18 protein-coding genes and 1 riboswitch are annotated in these 22,641 nt (G+C 47.6%); of the genes, 8 read left to right on the plus strand and 10 right to left on the minus strand.

Annotated features, from left to right (window positions below):
- The first annotated feature begins 230 nt into the window (after positions 1-230).
- From BCT27_RS10715 to BCT27_RS10725, 3 genes are all read left to right on the plus strand, one after another.
- Positions 231-1,028 carry a L,D-transpeptidase family protein gene (locus tag BCT27_RS10715; RefSeq protein ID WP_102395795.1) on the plus strand — a complete coding sequence of 266 codons (798 nt, stop codon included), beginning with the start codon at positions 231-233 and terminating at the stop codon, positions 1,026-1,028.
- A gap of 442 nt (positions 1,029-1,470) precedes the next feature.
- The gene (locus BCT27_RS10720; RefSeq protein WP_017016530.1) at positions 1,471-2,613 is read left to right on the plus strand and encodes a Na/Pi symporter; all 1,143 of its coding nucleotides are present in this window, start codon (positions 1,471-1,473) and stop codon (positions 2,611-2,613) included.
- A gap of 9 nt (positions 2,614-2,622) precedes the next feature.
- Positions 2,623-2,901 carry a hypothetical protein gene (locus tag BCT27_RS10725; RefSeq protein WP_017016531.1) on the plus strand — a complete coding sequence of 93 codons (279 nt, stop codon included), beginning with the start codon at positions 2,623-2,625 and terminating at the stop codon, positions 2,899-2,901.
- 156 nt (positions 2,902-3,057) lie between these two features.
- Here the strand turns inward: BCT27_RS10725 and gbpA are convergent, their stop codons facing one another.
- The 5 genes from gbpA to BCT27_RS10750 form a co-directional block, all read right to left on the minus strand.
- A complete protein-coding gene (gene gbpA, locus BCT27_RS10730) occupies positions 3,058-4,629 on the minus strand; it encodes an N-acetylglucosamine-binding protein GbpA (RefSeq protein ID WP_102395796.1) in 1,572 nt (523 codons plus the stop codon).
- Positions 4,630-4,771: 142 nt separating this feature from the next.
- Positions 4,772-4,874: riboswitch (cyclic di-GMP riboswitch) on the minus strand.
- Positions 4,875-5,156: 282 nt separating this feature from the next.
- Positions 5,157-5,636: a GNAT family N-acetyltransferase gene (locus tag BCT27_RS10735; RefSeq protein ID WP_102395797.1), complete on the minus strand. Its 480-nt coding sequence runs from the start codon at positions 5,634-5,636 to the stop codon at positions 5,157-5,159.
- On the minus strand, positions 5,636-7,612 hold the full coding sequence (locus tag BCT27_RS10740) for a monovalent cation:proton antiporter-2 (CPA2) family protein (RefSeq protein WP_102316888.1): 1,977 nt from the start codon (positions 7,610-7,612) through the stop codon (positions 5,636-5,638). Before BCT27_RS10740 ends, BCT27_RS10735 begins: the two co-directional genes overlap by 1 nt.
- Positions 7,609-8,262 (minus strand): NAD(P)H-dependent oxidoreductase, encoded by a 654-nt coding sequence (locus tag BCT27_RS10745; RefSeq protein ID WP_102316887.1) that lies wholly within the window; start codon positions 8,260-8,262, stop codon positions 7,609-7,611. The genes BCT27_RS10740 and BCT27_RS10745 overlap by 4 nt, the downstream gene beginning before the upstream one ends.
- Positions 8,263-8,353: 91 nt before the next feature.
- Complete coding sequence (locus tag BCT27_RS10750) at positions 8,354-8,713, minus strand: winged helix-turn-helix transcriptional regulator (RefSeq protein WP_102316886.1); 360 nt, start codon at positions 8,711-8,713, stop codon at positions 8,354-8,356.
- A gap of 474 nt (positions 8,714-9,187) precedes the next feature.
- Here BCT27_RS10750 and BCT27_RS10755 point away from each other — a divergent pair, with 474 nt between their 5' ends.
- The gene (locus tag BCT27_RS10755; RefSeq protein WP_102395798.1) at positions 9,188-9,727 is read left to right on the plus strand and encodes a redoxin family protein; all 540 of its coding nucleotides are present in this window, start codon (positions 9,188-9,190) and stop codon (positions 9,725-9,727) included.
- A gap of 100 nt (positions 9,728-9,827) precedes the next feature.
- Here the strand turns inward: BCT27_RS10755 and BCT27_RS10760 are convergent, their stop codons facing one another.
- Together BCT27_RS10760 and BCT27_RS10765 are read right to left on the minus strand one after the other, a co-directional pair.
- The gene (locus BCT27_RS10760; RefSeq protein ID WP_102316884.1) at positions 9,828-10,202 is read right to left on the minus strand and encodes a DUF7079 family protein; all 375 of its coding nucleotides are present in this window, start codon (positions 10,200-10,202) and stop codon (positions 9,828-9,830) included.
- Between the two features lie 80 nt (positions 10,203-10,282).
- Complete coding sequence (locus tag BCT27_RS10765; protein ID WP_102390853.1) at positions 10,283-10,915, minus strand: LysE family translocator; 633 nt, start codon at positions 10,913-10,915, stop codon at positions 10,283-10,285.
- Between the two features lie 107 nt (positions 10,916-11,022).
- On the opposite strand from BCT27_RS10765, the gene BCT27_RS10770 reads away from it, so the two are divergent.
- The 4 genes from BCT27_RS10770 (at position 11,023) to rarD (ending at position 14,942) form a co-directional block, all read left to right on the plus strand.
- Positions 11,023-11,460: a thiol-disulfide oxidoreductase DCC family protein gene (locus BCT27_RS10770; RefSeq protein WP_102316882.1), complete on the plus strand. Its 438-nt coding sequence runs from the start codon at positions 11,023-11,025 to the stop codon at positions 11,458-11,460.
- A gap of 212 nt (positions 11,461-11,672) precedes the next feature.
- Complete coding sequence (locus BCT27_RS10775; RefSeq protein WP_102390855.1) at positions 11,673-12,371, plus strand: PilZ domain-containing protein; 699 nt, start codon at positions 11,673-11,675, stop codon at positions 12,369-12,371.
- A gap of 71 nt (positions 12,372-12,442) precedes the next feature.
- Positions 12,443-13,741 carry an alpha/beta fold hydrolase gene (locus BCT27_RS10780; RefSeq protein ID WP_102395799.1) on the plus strand — a complete coding sequence of 433 codons (1,299 nt, stop codon included), beginning with the start codon at positions 12,443-12,445 and terminating at the stop codon, positions 13,739-13,741.
- Positions 13,742-14,042: 301 nt separating this feature from the next.
- Entirely contained in the window at positions 14,043-14,942 is a 900-nt protein-coding gene (gene rarD, locus BCT27_RS10785) for an EamA family transporter RarD (protein ID WP_102395800.1), read from the plus strand.
- A 115-nt stretch (positions 14,943-15,057) separates the two neighbouring features.
- On the opposite strand, the gene BCT27_RS10790 is transcribed toward rarD, so the two are convergent.
- The 3 genes from BCT27_RS10790 to BCT27_RS10800 form a co-directional block, all read right to left on the minus strand.
- Entirely contained in the window at positions 15,058-16,890 is a 1,833-nt protein-coding gene (locus BCT27_RS10790; RefSeq protein WP_102395801.1) for an EAL domain-containing protein, read from the minus strand.
- 658 nt (positions 16,891-17,548) lie between these two features.
- A complete protein-coding gene (dcuC, locus tag BCT27_RS10795) occupies positions 17,549-18,901 on the minus strand; it encodes a C4-dicarboxylate transporter DcuC (RefSeq protein WP_102395802.1) in 1,353 nt (450 codons plus the stop codon).
- 587 nt (positions 18,902-19,488) lie between these two features.
- Positions 19,489-22,638, minus strand: a complete 3,150-nt coding sequence (locus BCT27_RS10800) for an efflux RND transporter permease subunit (protein ID WP_102316876.1) — start codon at positions 22,636-22,638, stop codon at positions 19,489-19,491.
- Positions 22,639-22,641: the final 3 nt, after the last annotated feature.

The following is a 22,641-nucleotide window of genomic DNA, read 5'->3' on the forward strand; positions in this document are numbered from 1 at the left end:
AAAATTCCTGAAAAATCCCGTTCTACTGGTGTTCATCGCCAATACTTATTTATATCTCCGCCGACTTGTTCACTCAGAAAAAGCATTGACATGCAGAATAGCGAGCGCATATCGAGGGGCGACATCGATTGAGATGGATGAAGTAGACACGTCGAAGAAACGCGTCGGGCAGAATAAACACAAGATTGAAAGACAAACGGTATGGACACCAGAAACAAAGCAGGACATTCATGAAAACGTTTATTGGGATTACGATAGCCGCAACCATGTTGTGGGCGCTACCGCAAACAAGCACAGCCTCTGCAAACTTACTTTCCGAGGAGACGGGGATACTGACCGCGTCTACCACCTCGAATAACACTATCGCACCGTTCAGCGATAATCAGACAGACGCAACCGCACTTCCATCGGTATCGCAAGTCAGCGATACGTCGTCCATTGATGCCGTTCGCCGCATTATCTCCACGTCATCATCTGCCGCGCGTTATTCCCGCTCTTCCATCGATGAGATTTTGGGAAAAAGCCAACGCGCTGACACAAGCGCCGCCACACCAAACAACAAGCAAACTCTGCCCGAAAAGCCACCCGAGCCGATAGCAGCGCCAAAAGTCGATTTGGTCAAAATAGACAAGTCAAAGCGAAAGATGTTTCTGCTCAAAGGGGAAGAAGTGGTTGCTTCCTATGGCATTGCATTAGGCGCGAACCCTAAAGGCCATAAGCTACGGGAAGGTGACAAGCGCACACCTGAAGGCCGCTACACGTTGGATTTGATTAACGAGCGCTCGCGCTTTTACCGTTCAATTCGCATCAATTACCCGAGTAAAGATGATCTCGCGCGCGCGGAGTTACTGGGCTTTCCGCCAGGAGGTCAAATCATGATACACGGGCAAAAGAACGGTAACGGCCCGCACCCAAGCCTGAATCGCGGCAAAGATTGGACTGACGGCTGCGTTGCAATTTCAAACAAAGAGATGGATGAGTTCTTGGCATTGGTCAATATAGGAACCCCCATTGAAATAGAATGGTAGTTTAGCCTCTGCGCCTCTCGTAGGTGCAGAGCCTTGCCCTCTATAGTCACACCTCATTTAGTCACCCTTTATTCACTCTCGTTCTCTGCCTCTGTTCAGGCCGCAACTCATAGTCCCTATCCTCTTGACCGTTTACCCCTAAATTTCCTCTACGACTTACCCCTTTGTGCTCGATGATACCTGCCGGATATTCACCTGTTTTCATTGAACACAAGATGCACACATTCTCAGACGGGATGGTTATATTTACTGACGCCTCACCTCAGAATTTAGCGCAACAAAAGTGCAACAGTTACAAATTTGTCTCAATTTTGATATTGCATCCCATCAGTAGTGCCTGTCATCTGGCTGTAAGATAACTGTCATATTTCGATCCTACCTTCTGCGTGCGTACAGAAAACCACAACGATAAATATGTTGGTTTCCATCACAAGGAAAGGATATGGCACAGTTAGAAGCCGAAAATAAACAAACAGGTAAACGCGCTGACTTTATGGTCTGGATCAAGATCGTAGGCTTGGTTTACTTGTTACTTTTAGCCGTCGGCATGATTGGTTCAGGATTTAAGTGGGCCACTGGCGGACAAGCTAAAGAACTTTTTGAATTTGCTTCAAACCCTTTTACTGCCCTCATTATCGGTACGGTATGTACTGCCCTCATTCAAAGTTCTAGCACTGTAACCTCCATCATCGTGGGCATGGTTGCAGGCGGTTTGCCTCTCGCAACGGCCATCCCTATGGTCATGGGTGCCAACATCGGTACAACCATCACTAACACCTTAGTGAGCTTGGGCCACGTGCGTGACAAAGAAGAATTCAAACGTGCATTCTCAGCTGCCACCATTCACGATTTCTTTAACTTGATGGCGGTTGTTATCTTCCTGCCATTAGAAATCGCAACAGGCTTCTTGCAGAAGGTCAGTGCATGGATGGTGTCACCACTATCAGGTTCTGACGGCATGAGTTTGAGCAGCTTCAACTTCATGAAAGCCATCACCAAGCCGGTGATCAACTCAGTCAAAGGCGCATTGGAATCTTTGGGTGAGCCGACTGGTGGCATCATCATGATTTTGTTGGGCATCACGTGCATCTTCATTTCCATCACCATCATCGGCAAATTGCTGAAGGTCGCGATGGTAGGCCGAGCGAAGCAGCTTCTTCACAATGCCATCGGTAAAGGCCCCATTTCAGGCATTTTCTCCGGCACTTTGATGACGATTCTTGTGCAATCTAGCTCGACCACAACGAGCCTGGCGATTCCATTGGTAGGTTCTGGGGTATTCAAGGTACGTGAGATTTATCCTTTCACCTTGGGCGCAAACATCGGTACGTGTGTAACGGCATTGCTGGCTGCCACCGCGGTGAGTGGTGAGCTCGCGGATGCTGCACTCCAAATATCACTGGTACACCTTGTCTATAATGTATTAGCCGTGGCCGTCATATTTGGTATTCCGTTCTTACGGGAGATACCACTCAAAGGCGCCGCCTACATGGGCGACCTCGCAGCAAGAAGCAAGCTATATCCTTTGGCCTACATCGTGTTTGTGTTCTTCGTTGTCCCATTATTCCTAATCTTGCTTAGCTAGGAGGCCAAGATGCCAGATTCAAAATTATCGTATGACGAGTTAATGGAAGAAATCAGTCGTGCGCGCAAGTTGCTTTCTGAACTCGAAGCAGCGGCAAAAAAGAACAAAGAAAAGAAAGTCGAAGTCGCAGCGGAAATCGAACGTGAGCAACATTTAATGATCGATAACCTTGAAGCGGTTTACGAAGACACTGAACACAACGCAACAAATCTACAAACCTTTGCCAAGCTCGCTGCCAGCGAACTAAAGGCATTGGTTGAAAAAATGCACAACAAAATGCACCACTAAATACGTCACAAAATAGTGGTCAATCGACACGAGAAAGAGCAAAACAAAAAAGCCCGATGCACACATCCCCGTGTCGGGCTTTTTTCATTCTTTTAGCGTGTGGTTTTTACGACGTTATTCAGAGTTCAGCACTCTGCATCTTCACAACAATTGCGATTATTCGCAAACAAACGCACCTTTGTGCTCCCACGCTTCAGGGGAAGATGTAGGGCTACTGTTCACCCACCATTTTGCTTGATACAGCTCACCATCGAAAATCACTTGCTCGCCGCCGTTGTAGGCTTTGCCTTGTGTCCATGGCACAGGCATGTTGCTCACAAGCGACCACGCATCACTGTTGTCAGGTTCTGCACCTGTTACCCAGTAGTTCGCCTGCCATACCAAGCCGTTGTAACTGACTTTGTCGCCACCCGTATAAATGCTGTCCGTATTCCACACAGGGAAGTTAACCGCATCAGGATCAGTACCACATTGATCGCTTTGCTCAATCAAATGAAAATCCAATAACTGTTGATCAACAAGGTTACCGTCTTTGTCTTTCAGGCGAGATACCAGCATGTGATGACCCGCTGTCGGGCTCTTTAGCACCATATCAACGTAGGCGGTTGTGCCGTCTTTCAATGCCAAACTCTCGTTAGCAAGAGCTTCTTGGGCATGGTTATACACGGTCATTTCAACGGTTAAGTCACCAGATGCCGTCACCGCAAGATCCAGTGTGACAGGCTCGTTGCTCAGCATGTATTCGTTTTTCAGACCCTCAATCGTGATGTTGTAGTCAAGCCCTGGCGATGCAATCTCATAGCCCACTTCAACGCGTGCTAATCCACTGTCGGTTTTCAGGTAGACTGGGTTTGCGCCATATGCAGGCACAAATTTACCTTTGCCATCAGGCTGGCCCGCTTTGATTGCATCATTGTGTGAATCATTAATTTTCACGGCAAGATCATGCGACCAGTTGTTCGCGATGCCCGCTTTTTCAGAGTTGATTTCAAGACGTGTGGTCAATTCAGGGCGCTCGCCTTCATTATCAAACACGCGAGTGAACACTTTGTCGCCTTTCGCCAAGTTAATCCCTGGGAAAATCTGACCCGCGACTGACCACTCTGGCAATACCGGTTGGTCACCACCAAATTGCACGTCGATCGCGTTGTAAAAAGCAGCGGCAGTATCGCCCACATCCCACACCGCTAGAATGACGTGGTAACCCTCACGTACTGGAACATCACATGCATGAAGAACGTGTTTAGGTGGCTTTTGCATGTTGCCTTCAACCACACAGAAAGGGGTTAAGTCGAGTTGGTTACGGGAAAGCGGCTGATTGACGTTCCAGTCTGGTTTTGTGATGTAATATTTCCAGCTACGGGTCACGTGGTTCGCGGTGAACGTCCACTCGAAGTCATTCATGCCCGCAGCAATAGGACGCTTAACCCAGCGTGATGCCGTCTGCTCATCCAGCGGAGAAAATTGGATCAGGCCAGCGCTTGCAAGCTTGCCATCTTCTGGGCCAAATTCCGGGAATCCTTCAGGGCCCTCAACACTTTGAGGCTCCCATTGTACTTGTCCACAATTTGCGTTCTGTTCGCCTGTATCAGCGGTTGCCGCCTTACACAAAGCAGCACGACCCGCAGCCACGCCGCCATCATACGCACTGATATAACCATGAGACATCGCGCCCGCACTAAACAATGCAGCCGAAAGGGGAAGAAGGGTCGATCGTAGTTTGAGCATGTTTGTACTTCCTGAGTGTTTATAAATTCACCCACAGCACTGACAAACGTCGCAACGGAACATTTTCTCGGAGACTCGTGTTGTGGAACGTCGCTTTCTACGAAAACGCGTCTTAACGAGCAGGTTCTTCGTGAACCAAGAAAATGGCGGCCCCGCTGTCGTAAGCTGTTACCTCTTATTGGGTAATTGCCCTTAGACCGGAAGCTTTGCGTCCTGCTTTTTCAAGCAGTTTGCCGATGATTGTGGAACGGTCGCCAGAGTATTCAGAAAACGCGTCGAGACAAACATTTACTGCATACAAACAGCACACAGATCCATAAATGTGATTTTAATCACATTAAATCAAGGTGTGCGCAATCTGCATTGATGACATATCAAGCAGTGTGGCGATATTTCATACCCGATTGATTACACATGAAAAAGCCAGACATACTGGACAGCATGTCTGGCTTTTAATTTACTTGGCCTTGGTTTCAACACCCTCTGTTAATGACGACTGCCTACCTACTGGTTTGTATAGGTGCCGGCTACAGCCAACGTTCCATACGGAGTAACGTCCACGACTCTCCGTTAAAGAAGCGTGTCTTGGTGTGATCAGGCAATACTACAAACCCCAAAGAGGAATAGCAGGAAATCGCCGCCGTATTGTGCGCAAACACCGCCAAGGAGACTTTATACACGTTCGGAATCACCCGCGCTTTTTCCAACGCCAGCGCAACCAATTGGTGCCCTAAACCTTTACCTCTTTGCGTCGGTGAAGCAATGAGTACACGACACAAACGGTACTCATTGTCGGACACACGAAACAGCTCGATGTAGCCCACCGCTTCTTCAAGATGTTTTACTAAATACGGTGCTACTTCTTCACGCGCAATGTGCGTACAGATCTGGTCAGGCGTCAGTGGGAAAGAAAACGCCGGCCCACCCCACTGAAAATTCGCCGAGGCATCAGGGATCCAAGCGCAAAGCTGCGCCGCGTCATTTTCACCGAAGGGCACAAGCTCCATTATGCTGGCTTCTCACTACCAGAAAGATCATCCTCATCATCGACCACTTCGTCCAATGGGTGATCGGTAAAATCATCAAGGTAATCTTTCGGCGGTGGCGTCCACTCACGTTCCGTCAACCCATGTCGATCCATACGATCTTCATCCATGGCATCACGAATGGTTTCTTCCAACTGGATAAACAAATGTTGATAGTGATTATCGTACGACTCTGTTTCTTCGCCGCCCATCCAAGATTCATACAACATTTCAGAGCTGCTATTTTCTAAGCGAAGGTACTTGGCTTTTTGCTGCTCGACCAAAAATGGGTGCACACCCAAACAGCGCAGTGACGTTGCACCGACTTCAATCGCGGAGTGGAATGTTTCCTTCTCGACATAATCTGCCCCCGCCGCTCTCAACATGTAGGAATGCCCACGGTCAAACGCACGCGCAATGATTTTCACATGTGGATAGGTATGCTTCACATATCTCACCAGCTCGGTCGTGGTTTCTTGATTATCCATAGACACCACCAACAACGACGCTTCTTCAATGCCTGCGGTGTGCAGCAGATCAGGACGTGTCGCATCACCGAAGAAGCTCTTGATGTTAATTTGGCGAAGGTTTTCCACTTGGGTGGCTTCATAATCAAGAACAACCGTTTTTACGCCATTTGCCGTCAGCAAGCGGTTAACCACCTGACCGAAACGACCGACACCAGCAATGATGGCAGTGCCTTGTTCGTCAATTTCATCCGCTTCGCGATCATTCGACGCTTTTTCATAGCGTGGCAAGATGACTTTGTCATACAAGATAAACAACCCAGGTGTTAGGAACATAGAGATTGCGACCACCAGTGATAGCAACTGTGCGATGTCCATCGGCAACACATGGTTCTGTGTGGTGAAGCTGAGAAGCACGAAACCAAACTCACCCGCTTGCGCAAGGCTCAATGCAAACAACCAACGGCTGCTCCCTTTGATTTTGAAAATAAAGCTCAGTAGCAACAAAATGAGGGCTTTCAGCACCATCAACCCAATGGTGAGGCCAATGATCAAGAAGAAATCTTCGAACAAAATACCAAAGTTGATGCCCGCACCTACCGTGATGAAGAAAAGCCCTAACAACAGCCCTTTAAACGGCTCGATGTTAGATTCCAATTCATGACGGAATTCGCTGTTCGCCAAGATAACACCCGCAAGGAATGTACCCAGCGCTGGCGACAACCCCACAAGGCTCATCAAAGCCGCGATGCCAATCACCAGCATCAATGCGGTTGCCGTGAAGATTTCACGAAGGCCGGAGCTTGCCACAAAGCGGAACAATGGACGGCTCAAGAAATGCCCACCGACCACAACACCCGCAATGGTGCCAGTGATCACTAAGCCCATCGCCCAACCCGGTAGGCCCGCAACCAAACTCATTTCTTCATGGTGTTCTGCTGCGTTTGCTGCTGCCGTTTGCGCCGCAGCCACCAGCTCAGGCAGCGCGAGTAGCGGTATAAACGCCAGCATTGGGATCACGGCAATATCTTGGAACAAGAGAACAGAGAACGCATTGCGTCCGCCTTCTGTCTTGGTCAGCCCTTTCTCATTAAATGTTTGAAGGACAATCGCTGTTGAAGACAGCGCGAAGATCAAACCAATTGCCAGTGAGATACTCCACTGCAAACCAAAGCTAAGCGCAATGGCCATGACCGCTGCCGTCGTTAAACCGACTTGCAGGCCACCCAATCCCATTAAGCGATTGCGCATTGCCCACAGCATTTTTGGTTCAAGCTCCAAGCCGACCAAAAACAGCATCATCACCACACCGAATTCTGCGAAATGCTGAATGGTGGTGGTTTCATCGCCCACAAGACCCACAACAGGGCCAATCACTACGCCAGCAATGAGATAACCCAGTACCGAACCTAAGCCCAGGCGTTTTGCGATTGGTACTGCGATAACAGCAGCGACCAAATAGATGAACGCTTGCAGAAAAATACCCGTCATGATGTCGCTCCTTTCATCATGGTGCTGAGGTTGGCTGCCGTCACTTTTTCACGCTTCGCGACAACATCAAGATCCAGCGTGTCACTCACTAAGGCCGATAACAGCTGGCGATAGCCTTCGGTATGGCTGGCAACTTTTCCATCCTCGACCGCAGTGCGAGACCCGAACAAAGAAAACGGTGCCATATAACGCATGCCCACGAGATTCGACATCTGCTCTAGCGGATGCAAAAGCTCACGAATTTTAAAGTGGTTATAACCATCAGCTTTATAAAACTCTTCTTTACCACCAGCAGAAATCGCGCACATAAAGGTTTTGCCGTGAAGCGCGGTTCCTTGTGAGCCATACGCAAACCCATATTCCAATACCAAATCCTGCCACTCTTTCAAAATAGAAGGCGTCGAATACCAGTAAAGGGGAAATTGGAAGATCACGATGTCGTTCGCCAACAAACGCTTCTGCTCGCGATCAATATCAATGTGTAACGTCGGGTATTCCGCATAAAGATCGACAGCGGTGACACCCTCTGCTTGTTGAGCCACTTTAAATAAAGGCGCATTTACTTCAGAGCGGCGCAGCGAGGGATGTGCAAAAAGCACCAACACCTTTTTAGGTGTCGTGCCGAGGTCATTATTTTTATCGTTTTCCATGGTTTGTCCTTTTTACATCACGCTAGATGTCTTTTTACTCCGTCAACCCTGCAAGGCAGGCGCATAAAAACATGGCTGTGACAGGGGTTAACTAGACCCCATATTCTTCCGTCCAGTCTCTCAGCTTTTCCAACACACACAGTGCAGAGCGGCCAAAATCCGTAATTTCATAACTCACCGCGATTGGGCGCGTACTCAGAACGTTGCGATTAACCAATCCATACTGCTCCATTTCCTTGAGCCGTTGGTCGACCATTTTTTTACTCGCACCGCCCAATTGGCGACAAAGGTCGTTAAACCTCACAGGCTCATCTTTTAGATGCCACAAGATTGACGCCTTCCATTTCCCACCGATGATCCGCATGCCTCGTTCAATGGGGCATGGCTCTAAACAAGCGGCAGGTTTGCCGTTAGTGCTAGCCTTATTCTCCGCTTTCTTTGCGTTTTCCATTGTTCTCATGCCTACCCACTCTTGCTACATCAAGTGACGTGACTACCATATAGTCACCTTAAGTAACCTGGTTAACATATGTAACCAATGTTAACAAAATGGCTGTTTATTTTTCAACCACATCAAGCGCCGGCAAGTGTCAGCGCATTGACTCACTAAAAGCAGATAGCAGTAATAAAGTCAGAGCGTTATATCGGTTTTTTGAAAAGTATGTCGTCGCAAAATTGGGACTACTAAAAAAAGAGCTAATTTAGGGTTCTCTTTGATACTGGGCGAGATAAAGACATATTCCATCGCAGACATAACTCTGGAGAAGCCTGTGTTGTCGGCTTGCGAAAAAAGTAACTAGGTTACAAAAAGTACACTGATTGACAGCCTAGCAGTTCAACAACAAAGTAGGTGGGGAAGAGAGGTGAAACCCAAGCTCGCAAGAACATCAGAAACAGCGATAACGATTACACGAGGAGCCTGATAATGAGCTATACCAAAAAACTTCAAGCGGGTGGCGCATTCCCGGCCATCACACTGTCAGATCTGGATGGCAATGCGCACACCTTAGGAAAGCCGCGCGAGAGCGCAACATGGCAAATGGTGGTGGTCTACCGAGGTCGCCATTGTCCCTTATGTACCAAATACCTTAATCAGCTCGAAACCTTCAAGTCGGCCCTTGCCGACATTGGGGTGGACATTCTAGCCGTTTCTGGCGACAGCCAAGCACAGCTTGAAGAACACCAGTCTCGCATGGAGGTATCGTTTCCGTTTGTCTATGGCCTCAGCGAAGTACAAATGCGTGAGTTAGGCTTGTATGTGTCGCTGCCGCGTTCAGAGCAGGAAACAGACCATCACTTCGCGGAACCTGGCCTCTTTGTCATCAATGAACAAGGCACAGTGCAAGTGGTCGATATCGCCAACAACCCGTTCTCTCGACCAGACTTACAAACCCTGATTAACGGATTGACCTGGATACGCAACCCAGACAACAACTACCCTATCCGTGGCACTGCGCCTTATTAATACGCATTAAGCGGCGTTTATGACGCTAGGTTTTTTGATTTTAAGTGCTTTGACCTAAAGTGCTTGAACATAAAAAGGAGCGCTGTTATGCGCCCCTTTTTTATTGTTGAAATGCAGCATCTGCATCAATGACCGACTTGAGCGTTTCCCATTCATCACAAAAACGCCGTCGTAAATACGCTTCCAACCATCGAGCTTTAGTTGTTCGCCACCAACCTGCTGTCGCTTGTCGTCTTTTTAATCTCTCAATGTCTGACAACAATTCTTCCCTATCAAACATTGCCCAAACTGGTGGCACAGGAGTAGAAAGATTTTGAAAACAGACGGGAGCAACAAAACGAAAGAGAGCAATTTCCACCTCAGCGAGTGGGAATTCACGCGCCACCGCCGCGATATATGCGTACTCCACTTCGTTATCAATAAACAGATCTGACAAGGCATACATCAAATCGTCTTCGGTCGCTTGTGTGGTCATTTGAGCTCTTTCAGTTCATCCATTGTTGAGCGCAATATGCGTAATACTTTCCAACTACGCACACCTTTTCTCGTCTTCATTTACTTTGTTGTACTGGTGAAAAGCAGCTTCAAGCCAAACACCAACATCACTGAACCCAACACCCTATCAACCCAGTGGCCGACTTTCTTGAACTTCGCTTGCACTGATGGCTTAGAAAGCACCAAGGCCACAGACCCAAACCACACCATTTGTATAAACATCATCCATGCGCCCAATAATGCCAGTTCGATAATCGGCATATCAGGAGAAAGTACAAGGGTAAACACAGAAAGGAAGTAAAGTGGCGCTTTCGGGTTCAATGCATTGCACACAAACCCCATTGAGATAAGTTTCCCAGCCGAGCGCGGTTTGATATCAGCTTGTTGCTCGTCATCGCCTACCGAAGCTTTGCTACGAATGCCTTTCCAGCCAAGGTAAATCAGGTAAGCGGCTGCCAAGTATTTCATCACAGATAAAATCGCGGACGATTCGCTGATCACTGTCGCCAATCCCACAGAGGAATAAATAATGTGAACGGAAAGGCCAAGTGCAATACCTAAACTCACGAGCAATCCCGCGCGACGACCATGCACCAAAGACTGCTGTGACACCATCACGAAGTCTGGCCCCGGTGAAGCTGCCCCAAGCAAATGCACCAGCGTTAAGGTTAAAAATGCCTGATAAAATTCCATGTCGTCACCCCCTGTGATTATTTCTTGTTCAACGAGTGATATTCTGTCAATCCGAATCGAATTCAACGCCGTATCATAGTTTATTGCACTTTATAGGAGCTTATTGAATGACGCTCACAGTTTTCTATGACGGCAGTTGCCCACTTTGCGTAGCAGAAATGGACCAGCTTCGTGCGTTAAACACGCAAAATCACCTGCGGTTTGAAGACATTCTCGCGGCGGATTTTCAATCACGTTACCCAACTATCGACCCTGCTGCTGCGAGCAGTATCCTGCATGGCATTCTGTCTGATACAGACCCTCTCAACAACGCCGATGGGCAACTGCTTTTGGGCTTAGACGTGACACATAAAGCGTGGTCATTGGTGGGCAAAAAACGTTGGATTGCGATATTGCGTTGGCCTGTTATTCGTTGGTTTGCTGATCGCGCCTATTTGTTCTTTGCGCGAAATCGATACCGCATTTCTTACCTCTTCACAGGGAAATTTCGCTGTGAACCTTGCTCAAAAGGTGCGTGTGTCCTTCCTCGCTCTTCGTCGAAATGACCAAATTGACGAGGCATTTAACCACATTTGATTAATGGGTATTCAGTTAACACACTGTTATGGCTTAAATCATTGACTTAATTAATGATCGGTCGCACCATCCTTGTTTAGCGAACCCCGCCGCATTGCTTAGTAACTTATCAATCGCGTTATAACACGATCAACGAAAAGCGTAAGACGGCGACCATCAACAATTACCGTTTGCAATAGACATGAAGACGACCGATACCCTGACCCCTTCACAATTCCTGCCCATGCTCCCTGTTGGCACGCCATTGACGCTTGAGCTTCGATACAAAGACCAATCCAAGGCCTTTGGCGGTGCGTCGCGTGTGATTGGTTATCGTGACAAGAAATACGTATTGATTGAAATGCCTGCCGATCGCGAGCTGGGGAAACTACTGGAAGATCCTTCGATGTTTCATGTCGTGGTTCGCGGGTTATCAGCATCTAAGTTTGGCGATATATTTGCATTCCAAAGTCATATTCTGAGCGTTATGCATCGCCCCGAGAAAATGCTCGCGATTGCGATCCCTCAATCTATTGGCATACATAGAATGCGGAAGAACCCGCGTTTTTCGATTTCTCGCATCGTTCAGCTTGAATTGGATGATCGCATGGCGATTGCAAAGCTATCCGATATTTCGCTCACAGGCTGTGGTATTAGAGTCACCAGCAGTTTGTTAGTCGAAAAAGGCCAAGGCATTCGTGTGGTGTTCAACAAGCTGTTTGAATCGCCTCTCGCGTTTTCCGGTGAGATCGCTAACGTACAAAGCTGCGGGGAAGGCCTTCAACTTGGCGTATGTTTCAGTGAAAAACCGCCTCACCGCATTCGCGAAGCCATCGCGCATTTACTGGCACAGGCGGAGTTGACCGAGATCTACGAACAGCTTGAAAGCACCGTCGCATGATGTTTTTTCGGTAAATCCACGTCATGATCTGCTAACGTGGTGTCATATTCACAAATGGCAGTAAGACCCTCATGCAGAAAACATTTATCGACGGTGATTTACTTTTTCGCCAACATACTTTCGATGTTCCCCTTGATTACACACAACCAAATGGTGACACGCTTTCTGTGTTCGCGCGTGAAGTCGTCGATCTCGATCGTGATCGAGAGGGAGACACACTCCCTTGGTTAGTCTATTTCCAGGGTGGCCCGGGGTTTCCTTCTCCACGCCCTGATGCGCGAAGCGGTTGGCTAAAACGCGCATTACAACAGTATCGCGTTCTTCTGCTAGACCAACGCGGCACAGGGTTGAGTTCGCCACTGACCCACCAAACCCTTGCACACATGACGGACGAAGAACAAGCGAACTATATTTCGCATTTCCGAGCAGATAACATTGTCCGTGATGCAGAAACGATCCGGGAAGCCTTCGGCGTGAAACAGTGGTCAACCCTCGGACAGAGCTTTGGTGGCTTTTGCTCGTTGACGTACCTATCGTTCTATCCCAAAAGCCTTACCTGTGCCTATATCACAGGGGGTGTTCCCTCTCTAACGCGCCCTGCTGACGATGTATATCGTGCCACCTATCAGCGAGTACTCGATAAAAACCTTACCTTGTTTGCGCAATTCCCATCGGCTCAAGCACGTTGCGCTGAAATCGCGGATTACCTGCTTGATAACCAGGTAACACTCCCCAATGGACAACGCTTTACTGTTGAGCAATTCCAGCAAATCGGGATTAACCTAGGTCGCAGTGGCGCAAACCTGCCCATGTACTATTTGCTTGAAGAAGCATTCATCGAAACGGCCCATGGCAAGATCCTCAGTGATACTTTCTTGCACGCTATGCTTGCCGAACAAAGCTATCAAACCAACCCTATCTATGCCTTTTTGCATGAGCCTATTTATAACCAAGGCGATGCGTCAAATTGGTCTGCTCACCGCGTTCGTCACCACGCTTTCCCAGAGTTCAACTATGAACAAGGCAAACCCTTCTTGTTTACCGGTGAGATGGTGTATCCGTGGATGTTTGATCAGATGGAGAATCTGACATCATTGAAAGGTGCTGCAGATCGATTGGCATCAAAAGCAGATTGGCCAGCACTGTATGACGTTGATGCTTTGGCCAGCAACACCGTGCCTGTCGTTTGTGCGGTGTATGCGGATGATATGTATGTAGAAATGGATTACTCGTGCGAGACACTCAAAGGCATTCCGAAGAGCCGCGCATGGATCACCAATGAGTATGAACACAATGGTCTTCGTGCAGATGGCGAGAGAATTTTAGACCGCTTAATCAGTATGGCTGACAGCATTAAAAACTTACCATAACCACCACTTGGTCACGTTAAGATAAAACGTGGCCAATTTCTCATTGTTAACTTGTAAAATCGCACCGTATCCCCCGAATAAAACTGTCACTTCCCGCTCGAAATAAATGTTAAATAAATGCTGTTAAAACCCTGTATTAATACAATAAATACATTTCAAACATTCACAATAAGATGTTTTTTCAATCACTTGAAAAAACAATGAGCATGGCAACGTTTTTATTCTACCCTTATCGCTTTACAAATGCCGTTCTGGTTATAAAATCCCGCATCTTCTGACTATTTTCCATTCAGGTACTTCAATGAATCCGACACGTTTTGGTAACGTGATGGCGGCGATAGCGTTTCTTTTATGGGGAGCAATGCCGCTTTACTACCAATTTATGCCTAACGCCGCTATGGATGAGCTGCTTGCCCTAAGAATCGCTGCATCAGTGCCTTTCCTCTTGCTGATGCTGCAGTGTCGGAAAGGCAAAACGCCGAATTGGAAAACGCTTACTGCAGACAAACGTTCTTTTGGCTTCTCTGCGCTTGCTTCTGTAATGATGTGTATCTCATGGAGTGCATTTACATGGGCAATGACCAACGATCGCGTGTTAGACGCAAGTTTGGGTTTTTTCATTAATCCACTCTTAGTGATTGCTCTCGGTGTGCTTGCGTTCAAAGAAACACTGACACTCGGTCAAAAAGCCGCCGTGGTTTTTGGCGCACTCGGTTTGAGCTATCAGATTGTCCAATACGGTGAAGTACCTATTGCAGCCATGTTAATGGCGATATTTTTTGCGATGTATGGTTGGTGCAAACGCTATGTGAATTATGATGCGATCACGTCTTTGTTCGTTGAATGCATCGTGCTGTTCCCGATTGCTGCCATATATATGGCTTACAAAATCGGCGTCGGCACCAGTGTTGCGGTATCTGGGGATTTCTCGACACTTTTGCTGTACTTAGGGGCTGCGCCTATCACGCTTTTGCCTTTGTTCTTTTTCTCTGAAGCCGTGAAACACGCCAAAATGTCGATGGTTGGTCTCATGCAATACATCGAACCCAGTCTGCAATTTGTATTGGCAGTGGTCCTGTTTGGCGAAGCGTTTGATAGCGTAAAAACCGTGAGTTTTGGCCTGATTTGGTTTGGTCTGGCGATCACCATTATCGAGAGTCTTGTGAAAGTAAGGCCGAAACCAGATTTACCCCAGCATTAACACGAGCAATCAACATCGATAAGCGCTTGAGATCGAGCTTCTTGGTCTCGGCGCTATATCGATGTTTCCTCTACACTTTCGCACTCCAATCCACGTTCAAGGCCTCGCGCTACCTTCACGCCTTACCCGCACCTTCAAGCACTTCTTCAATGCGCTGTTTACTTAGCGCAGGCTGGTAAAAATACCCTTGTACAAACTCGATATCACACGCTTGAATGAGCGCCATTTCTTCTTCACTCTCCACGCCTTCTGCAATAACGGTGTATCCCATTTCATTGAGTGCGCTACTTATATGGTGATACAAAATCTTACCTTCAGGTGATGACGCGTTTTCTAAGAACTGACGATCGAGTTTAACGAAATCAGCCTTCAGTTTTGCCAACATAGAGAGACTGGCATAGCCAGAACCAAAATCATCAATGGCCACATGAAAACCTTGATTTTGAAGCTGTAAGATCACCGATTGTGCTTCAACTTGGTTTTGGATGTAGCCCGATTCGGTAATTTCCACCACGAGGGGAAGGCCACCTAACATCGTATTGATATTGTTGATATGCTCTGAATCCAACAACGATTCCACCGTCAGGTTCATGCTGACTTTGGTATGGAGAAGACCGCGTTGTTGCCAATCTTTCATATCCAACGCCACTTGCTCCAATACCCACACATCAATGGGACTCGCCATACCTGCAGAAATGAAATCTTTCAAAAAAGCGGGACTACTTACCACACCATCTTTTTCAATTCGCAACAAGGCTTCTAGCCCAGACAACATGCCCGTTTTCACGTTGTATTGCGGTTGATAGTAGACTTTTAAATCCCCTTCTAAGAGTTGCTTCATATGATCATTCACCGTTGCAACTTGCTCACCCAATTCATTCTGCGCTTTATTCAGCAGCATGTCGCCGTGTGCCAACACTCTGCCGTTAAGACGCAACCGCCGCGCAAGCTTATCGCCGAGCATTTCATTGCTGTCCACTTCAAAACGCCGAATGAAAGGTCGATATATCACTGCGCCAATTGCAATGAGGCAACCTTGCACCAACACTGCCATGGCATTGCCATCCGTCGCCAACCACACATTCGCAAACACGGGCGTAATCCAACTAAGGTCGAGATTCACGACGCTAATGGGGAACACAGAAAACAGTATGAATGCCAGGAGTTGATTAACAAGCGGCACCAAAATGAAAGGAATGGCAAGCATGGGGTTATAAATGACAGGCAGCCCAAACAGCAAAATTTCATTGATGTTCAACAGCGCAAAGGGCAGCGATATTTTTGCGATAGCACGGCCATGTTGATTACGCGAAAAGAGAAGTAACGCCAAGATCAAAGACCAAGTACCACCCGCCCCGCCTGGTACGGCAAACAAATCAAAAAACTGAGTGAACGGAATGTTCGAAACGTAAATGTCTGTGACAAATTGGGCGTCAAAGAAGGTGTAGTATGCGGCAGCCCCGTGAATACCCGCCAACCAGAACAAATGAATGAAGAAGTTATACAACACACTTTGCCACTGCATAGAGAGTTCAGCGACCCAACTGACAAATGGCGTAAGCGAAAAGTGGTGCATGATTGGCGTTAATAGTAAGGCAATGAGGTAGATAACGATGTACGGCAACGTCGCATCGATATGCCGTTTTAAAGACCGATTCAAGACCCCTTTTCGATCGATAGAAAAAGTGAAAACACGACGTAAAACGACATAAAACACACACACAAAGACGGGAATAGCAATCGCTTGTGGCAAAACGAAGTCGCTGGAAAGCACGATACCGTCTTCTGAAAATTGAATGTACCCAGAGAACTTGAGAAACAACAGCAAGGTTAAAATAGTGGCGTGGATCCGTTCATAGGAAAAACCGAGCGCAAGGTGATAAGCCAGTGATATCGTCAACAACAAAGGGAAAATAAGCCCAAACAGCTGTGACAACGAGCCAGCCATGCTGGATTCCATAAACAAAAAATGCGCATTGATAATATTGAACAATATCCAAACGGAGCGCAAAAACATAAAAGGAAGAAGAGCGAGCACTGCTTCTCTAAGAGAATCTAAAAATATTTTAGATACAGATAGGATATTGACTGCGCGTGACATGCACCTCTCCCATTATCATTCTCAAAAAAAAGAGCACAATCCCGGAAGGAATAAACACACCTCGTCATGCAGACCTTTTATTTTCACTCGCACATAGTAAACGTAAATTCACCATTGCTTCATGTTCACTTTACGAGAATCATTAAAAACAAACATACCCCCACCTACACACCAAAAAAATCACAATAAAAACAGCAGTAAAGAATGAAAATATATTTAAAAATGGTTAACTGAAAAAATTTTAACAATTTAATTGAAGAAAATTAAAACACGAAAAATTAAAATCATCACACATTAAACGCGAATTGCATGTCGATAATTTTTACTCTTTATCAGTAAATACAGAATTCCGGCTCATTATCGCTACAGTTGAATTATCTCTTTAGAGAAATAAACAAACAACCACATATTTTTTGTTCCTGAACTACTCACGGATAAAAGACGATAAAAAGCCCAGTGAACTACCACTGGGCTGCTCCGTTTTATCTGTAATCGCTACATCACGTTATACGCCAATGACAAGTGACGCTGCCGTTGAGACGATCAACGCGCCCACCATTGGAATGGCAGTACGTTTTACCAGTTCAAACGGTGATACACCTGCCACTCCCGCCACCGCGACAACAGCACCCGTAATCGGCGACATTGAGCGCGCAATACCAGACGCAAGCTGCATCGGCATTAACATCGCCACGGCAGGAATTCCCACTTTACCCGCGATGTCAGGCACGATAGCAGCAAAGGAGAAAAATGGCGCATTGCCCGATCCCATGATGATGGCAGCCAGTGCAATGATCAGTACCATCAAGATAACCATCAGTGCAGGAGAAACACTTGCCGCCAACGCACCATCAATGACGGTGTTCAACAAACCTGTGGTTTTCAGGCCGTGTGCGAACGTTTGACCCGCAACAACAAGGGTAACAACGCGAGCGAACTGGCGGCCCATGCTATCGAAGTACACCAAAATATCGCTGAAAACAGATTTTGGTGTACGGCGGAAGGTTTCACACAACATCGCAACTGCAATCGAGACGAACATTGCTGTCACCACATCGATCTTCACGGACTCAATCGCCATCGGGCTGAAAATCAGCAACAACGCCAAAGGAATAACGGGCAGCAATGCATACCAAATCGGTGGGTTACACTCGCTTTCGCTTGCGCTGATTTCAGTGTCGTTATTCTCCACTTCTCGTCTATCGAACCAGCGTTGAACAAACAAATGCAGTATGGCAATCGTGACCATGGTGATTAGCGCGACGGGAAGTTGATAAGAAATGAAGTATTCCGTCACAGGCATGTCTGCCGTACGAGCGGCAAGGTTCGCGTTCCCTGAAGCTGGCCCCAAGTCCAAACAGGCCGCTGTCGCAATCACTGCGGTCGCCGACATTTTGCTCACGCCCAAGCGAACCAAGATTGGATACAAAGTCACCATCAGCAACAAACCAAGCCCTGACGCACTCGGTATGAAGATATTGAGGAATTGACCTATCAAATAACCCAAAGCCATCACTAAATAGGGTGCTTTGAAGTACCCCAGCGGTTTAATCGCAATGCTCACCAGCGCGCGAGAAGCACCGATATGATCCATGTAGTGCGCGAAACCACCCACGGCCATGATGATGAGGCCAAGACCTGCAACCGTTTTACTCGTGGTCTGTTTTACAAAGGTGAATATATCGAGGGCAACAGAGCCGCTTGATGCTGATTCAGGTAACGGCATGCCTGTTTCGAAGAAAATGCCGGCGACCATGAGGATCATACCGCCGATAAACAGTGTCGTTTGTGGGTTGTAACGTTTTACGATGAGGTAGCCGACAGCAAAGATCACTATCAAGCTAAAGAGCGTTGTCATTCATGCTTCTCCATAAACAAAAATTGACACGAAGGCTTATGGACACCGTGGAAAGAATCAGTCCATAACGTGTCATTTCCTTCTTTGATTCACACAAAGAATCAAAGAGAAGCAGATATCTAGCAGTCCCCCAAAGTACACACAATGATTTTCAACTTGATGAATGAATCAGCTATTGATGAATCTATTAATCGTATCAATGAGATGATTTCGCATCAAAAACAGACACGTTACGCAACATGCCGTTTTGTGATTTTTATAATTTTGTTCTTGGACGGAGAGAACATAAAGGCAGTATGTTGCCAATGAACGTCATTTTGGTGAACACGATCGGCTAGAAGATTGATACGGGGTATACCTTAGATGTTCATCACTTAACTCTTTGAGGTCCCATTCCAAGTTATCAATCCAGATTTGGAAGCAAATCACATTAAACGCCCTATCAAGCTTTCAGTTTCTCCGCACGTTGGCACCAAACCACAAGCCATTAACACCCCTCTAAACACGCCCTTGTTCTGTAACTGCCGAACTGGGTACAAAAAAAAGCACCCGAAGGTGCTTTTCAATGGCGTTTCGTTTTGGCGAGATTAGTCGTCTAACTCTGCCAATTTCGTCGAACCGCCGTGGTGCTTTTCACGTAAGCGCTGAATCAAAGCAAAGAAGCCAGGAATCAGGAATGTACCGGCCAACAATACGCACAACAGGCCGCCCGTTAGAGAGATACCCAAGGAGTTCTGACTGATATGTCCCGCACCGCTTGCAAAAATCAACGGCATAATACCGAGGATAAATGACCAAGACGTCATGTTCACCGCGCGGAAACGAAGCTTACCGCCTTCCACTGCCGCATCTGCAATCGACATCTCTTTCTCTTCACGCTCATACTTACCGAATTCCACGATAAGAATTGCGTTCTTCGCAGCCAGTGCAATCAAGAGAACCAAACCAATCTGCGCATACAAGTTCAGCGGTGTGCCTGTCATTGCAAGCGCAAGGAAAGAACCCAGCGTCGCGACGGGCACAACGAGAATGATCGCTAACGGAATACTCCAGCTTTCATACTGCGCCACCATGAACAAGTAAATGAAGATCAGTGCCAGAATGAAAGCATAAATAGCAAGGTTACCGGCCTGAACTTCTTGGTAAGCCATGCCAGTCCATTCGTACTGGTAGCCTTGTGGCAGCATTTCAGCCGCAACACGCTCCATCGCAGCAATCGCATCACCCGATGAATAACCCGGAGCGGGTGAGCCTTGAATGACAGCAGAACGGTACATGTTGTAACGCCATGCCACATCAGGCTCAAACACTTGCTCAACATCAATCAAGGTGCTGAGAGGGATCATATCCCCAGAGTTGGAACGCACGTGGAATCGACCCAAGGAATCAAGGTCGTTACGGTAATCCGAGTCTGCTTGAATCGTGACACGGTAGTTCTTGCCGTACATGCTGAAATCGTTCACATACATCGACGCCAAGTTACCTTGAAGCGTGGTGAAGATTTCAGAAAGTGGAATGCCTAGCTGCTTGGCTTTCTCACGGTCAATATCCACATAAAAGTGCGGCACATTTGCACGGAATGTACTGAAAGTACGCGCAATCTCAGGCTGCTCATTCGCTTTTACCATCAACTGCTGCATCAACATGGCAAGGTCACTTCGGCTGCGGCCTAACGTGTCTTCCAACACAAACTCAAAGCCCGATGCGGCACCCATTCCCGGAACAGCTGGCGGCCCCATCGCAAACACGATCGCTTCAGGCAAATGCATTGCCGCTGCGCCGTTAATGCGATTGGTGATAGAGAACGCATCATGCTCACCCTCAAGCGCCTGACGGGTTTCCCAGTCTTTTAGCTTGATGAACATCGACGCACCGTTTGACGCAGCTGCGCCCGTTAGGAAGGCAAAGCCGTTCGCAACGGTTGCACCATCAACGCCCGGCTCGTTCTTCACGATTTGCGTCAGCTTGCGTGTTACTTCTTCCGTGCGCGACAAAGAGGCAGCATCTGGCAACTGAATGTTGACCAATAGCACGCCTTTGTCTTCTTGCGGTACAAAGCCGGTTGATGTGGTTTTCGCGAAATAACCCGCGGCTCCAACAGCAACAACAAACAAGGTACCTAGCACCACGGTTTTTCGAACGAGGAAGCCCGCGACCGAGCCGTATTTGTTCGTGACTTTTTCCAACCCACGGTTGAACTTCTTAAACCAACGCGCATGGTTGTCTTCGCCTTGTTTCAAGACAAGAGAACACAGTGCTGGCGACAGCGTTAACGCATTGATAGAAGAAATCAGTACTGAAATACAGATAGTCAGTGCGAACTGACGGTACATGATACCTGTGATACCCGGTAGCATCGCAACAGGCAGGAACACCGCCAACAATACCAAGGTGGAGGTAATGATCGGCCCCGTCACTTCCTTCATAGCGATCAGCGTGGCTTGTCGCGGTGTCAGGCTCGGGTCTTTCGCCATGTTGGTATCAACGTTCTCAATAACCAAGATGGCGTCATCCACCACGATACCGATGGCAAGTATCAAACCAAACAAGGTCACGGTATTGATGGTAAAACCCGCCGCCAACATGATGGCAAACGTACCTACCAGTGATACGGGAATCGCAACGACCGGAATCAAGGTCGAACGGAAACTGCCCAAGAACAGGTAGGTCACGGCGATAACCAAGAGCACAGCTTCAATCAGTGTTTTGACCACGCCTTTGATGGATTCCGCAACGAACAAAGTCGTGTCATAACTGGCTTCATATGCCATGCCTTCCGGGAAGTTCTCTGAAAGATCGTCCAAGCGCTCCATGATGAGACCACCACTTTCCAGCGCATTCGCGTCAGACTGGAGGTTCAAAATCACGATAGATGCTGGGCGATCTCGGTATTTACCATTACCCGAATAGAACTTGCGGCCAAGAGAGATATCAGCAACGTCTTTCAAATACACCATGCTGCCATCGGTGTTAGCACGCACAACCACTTGTTCAAACTCTTCCACGGACCCAAGGCGGCCTTGTGTCACGAGTTTAAAGGTCATTTCCTGCGCGTCGTTAAATGGCGGCGCACCAATATCGCCCGCAGCCACTTGCACGTTCTGTTCCGCCAGCACGGAACGAATGTCAGACGTGGTAATGCCAAGGTTGGCCATTTTCTCTGGATTCAACCATACGCGCATGGCGTATTCACCACCGCCCACAACGTTCACTTCACTGATGCCTTTTACACGCGCCAGTTGGTCTTTCACGTTGAGGTTGATGTAGTTAACCAGAAATTGGTCGTCATACTTCCCTTCGGGAGAATAGAAGTTCAACACCATCAACAAGTCAGGAGAACGTTTCTTCACCGTCACGCCAACCTGACGCACCTCTGGCGGCAGTTTAGATTCAATCTGCGCCACGCGGTTTTGCACGTTCACCTGTGCCATATCAGGGTCAGTGCCGATGTCGAACGTCACGTTCAAGCTGTATGAGCCGTCATTGGCGCTTTTTGAGGACATGTAAATCATGTTCTCTACGCCGTTGACCGAAGTTTCAATCGGATCGGCAATGGCCTGCTCAACCACCTCAGCACTTGCACCTGAATAAATCGCAGACACGTTAACGGAAGGAGGGCTGATTCTTGGGTATTCTGCGACGGGCAGATTGAGCAATGCGATTGCCCCCGCCAGCGTCAGAATAATCGAAATAACCAGCGCAAACTTTGGACGCTGAATAAAAAAGCGGCTCAACATCGT

This window comes from Enterovibrio norvegicus, from assembly GCF_002876705.1.
GTDB classification, from domain to species: domain Bacteria; phylum Pseudomonadota; class Gammaproteobacteria; order Enterobacterales; family Vibrionaceae; genus Enterovibrio; species Enterovibrio norvegicus_B.

Excerpts from the sequence above, each read along its gene's own strand:
- BCT27_RS10715 (WP_102395795.1), top strand. The coding sequence starts at position 231 with ATGAAAACGTTTATTGGGATTACGATAGCCGCAACCATGTTGTGGGCG.
- BCT27_RS10760 (WP_102316884.1), bottom strand. The coding sequence starts at position 10,202 with ATGACCACACAAGCGACCGAAGACGATTTGATGTATGCCTTGTCAGAT.
- rarD (WP_102395800.1), top strand. The coding sequence starts at position 14,043 with ATGAATCCGACACGTTTTGGTAACGTGATGGCGGCGATAGCGTTTCTT.
- BCT27_RS10775 (WP_102390855.1), top strand. The coding sequence starts at position 11,673 with ATGAAGACGACCGATACCCTGACCCCTTCACAATTCCTGCCCATGCTC.
- BCT27_RS10740 (WP_102316888.1), bottom strand. The coding sequence starts at position 7,612 with ATGACGGGTATTTTTCTGCAAGCGTTCATCTATTTGGTCGCTGCTGTT.
- BCT27_RS10725 (WP_017016531.1), top strand. The coding sequence starts at position 2,623 with ATGCCAGATTCAAAATTATCGTATGACGAGTTAATGGAAGAAATCAGT.
- BCT27_RS10735 (WP_102395797.1), bottom strand. The coding sequence starts at position 5,636 with ATGGAGCTTGTGCCCTTCGGTGAAAATGACGCGGCGCAGCTTTGCGCT.
- BCT27_RS10745 (WP_102316887.1), bottom strand. The coding sequence starts at position 8,262 with ATGGAAAACGATAAAAATAATGACCTCGGCACGACACCTAAAAAGGTG.
- BCT27_RS10770 (WP_102316882.1), top strand. The coding sequence starts at position 11,023 with ATGACGCTCACAGTTTTCTATGACGGCAGTTGCCCACTTTGCGTAGCA.
- gbpA (WP_102395796.1), bottom strand. The coding sequence starts at position 4,629 with ATGCTCAAACTACGATCGACCCTTCTTCCCCTTTCGGCTGCATTGTTT.
- BCT27_RS10720 (WP_017016530.1), top strand. The coding sequence starts at position 1,471 with ATGGCACAGTTAGAAGCCGAAAATAAACAAACAGGTAAACGCGCTGAC.
- BCT27_RS10750 (WP_102316886.1), bottom strand. The coding sequence starts at position 8,713 with ATGGAAAACGCAAAGAAAGCGGAGAATAAGGCTAGCACTAACGGCAAA.
- BCT27_RS10765 (WP_102390853.1), bottom strand. The coding sequence starts at position 10,915 with ATGGAATTTTATCAGGCATTTTTAACCTTAACGCTGGTGCATTTGCTT.
- BCT27_RS10790 (WP_102395801.1), bottom strand. The coding sequence starts at position 16,890 with ATGGCTGGCTCGTTGTCACAGCTGTTTGGGCTTATTTTCCCTTTGTTG.
- BCT27_RS10755 (WP_102395798.1), top strand. The coding sequence starts at position 9,188 with ATGAGCTATACCAAAAAACTTCAAGCGGGTGGCGCATTCCCGGCCATC.
- BCT27_RS10780 (WP_102395799.1), top strand. The coding sequence starts at position 12,443 with ATGCAGAAAACATTTATCGACGGTGATTTACTTTTTCGCCAACATACT.
- BCT27_RS10800 (WP_102316876.1), bottom strand. The coding sequence starts at position 22,638 with ATGTTGAGCCGCTTTTTTATTCAGCGTCCAAAGTTTGCGCTGGTTATT.
- dcuC (WP_102395802.1), bottom strand. The coding sequence starts at position 18,901 with ATGACAACGCTCTTTAGCTTGATAGTGATCTTTGCTGTCGGCTACCTC.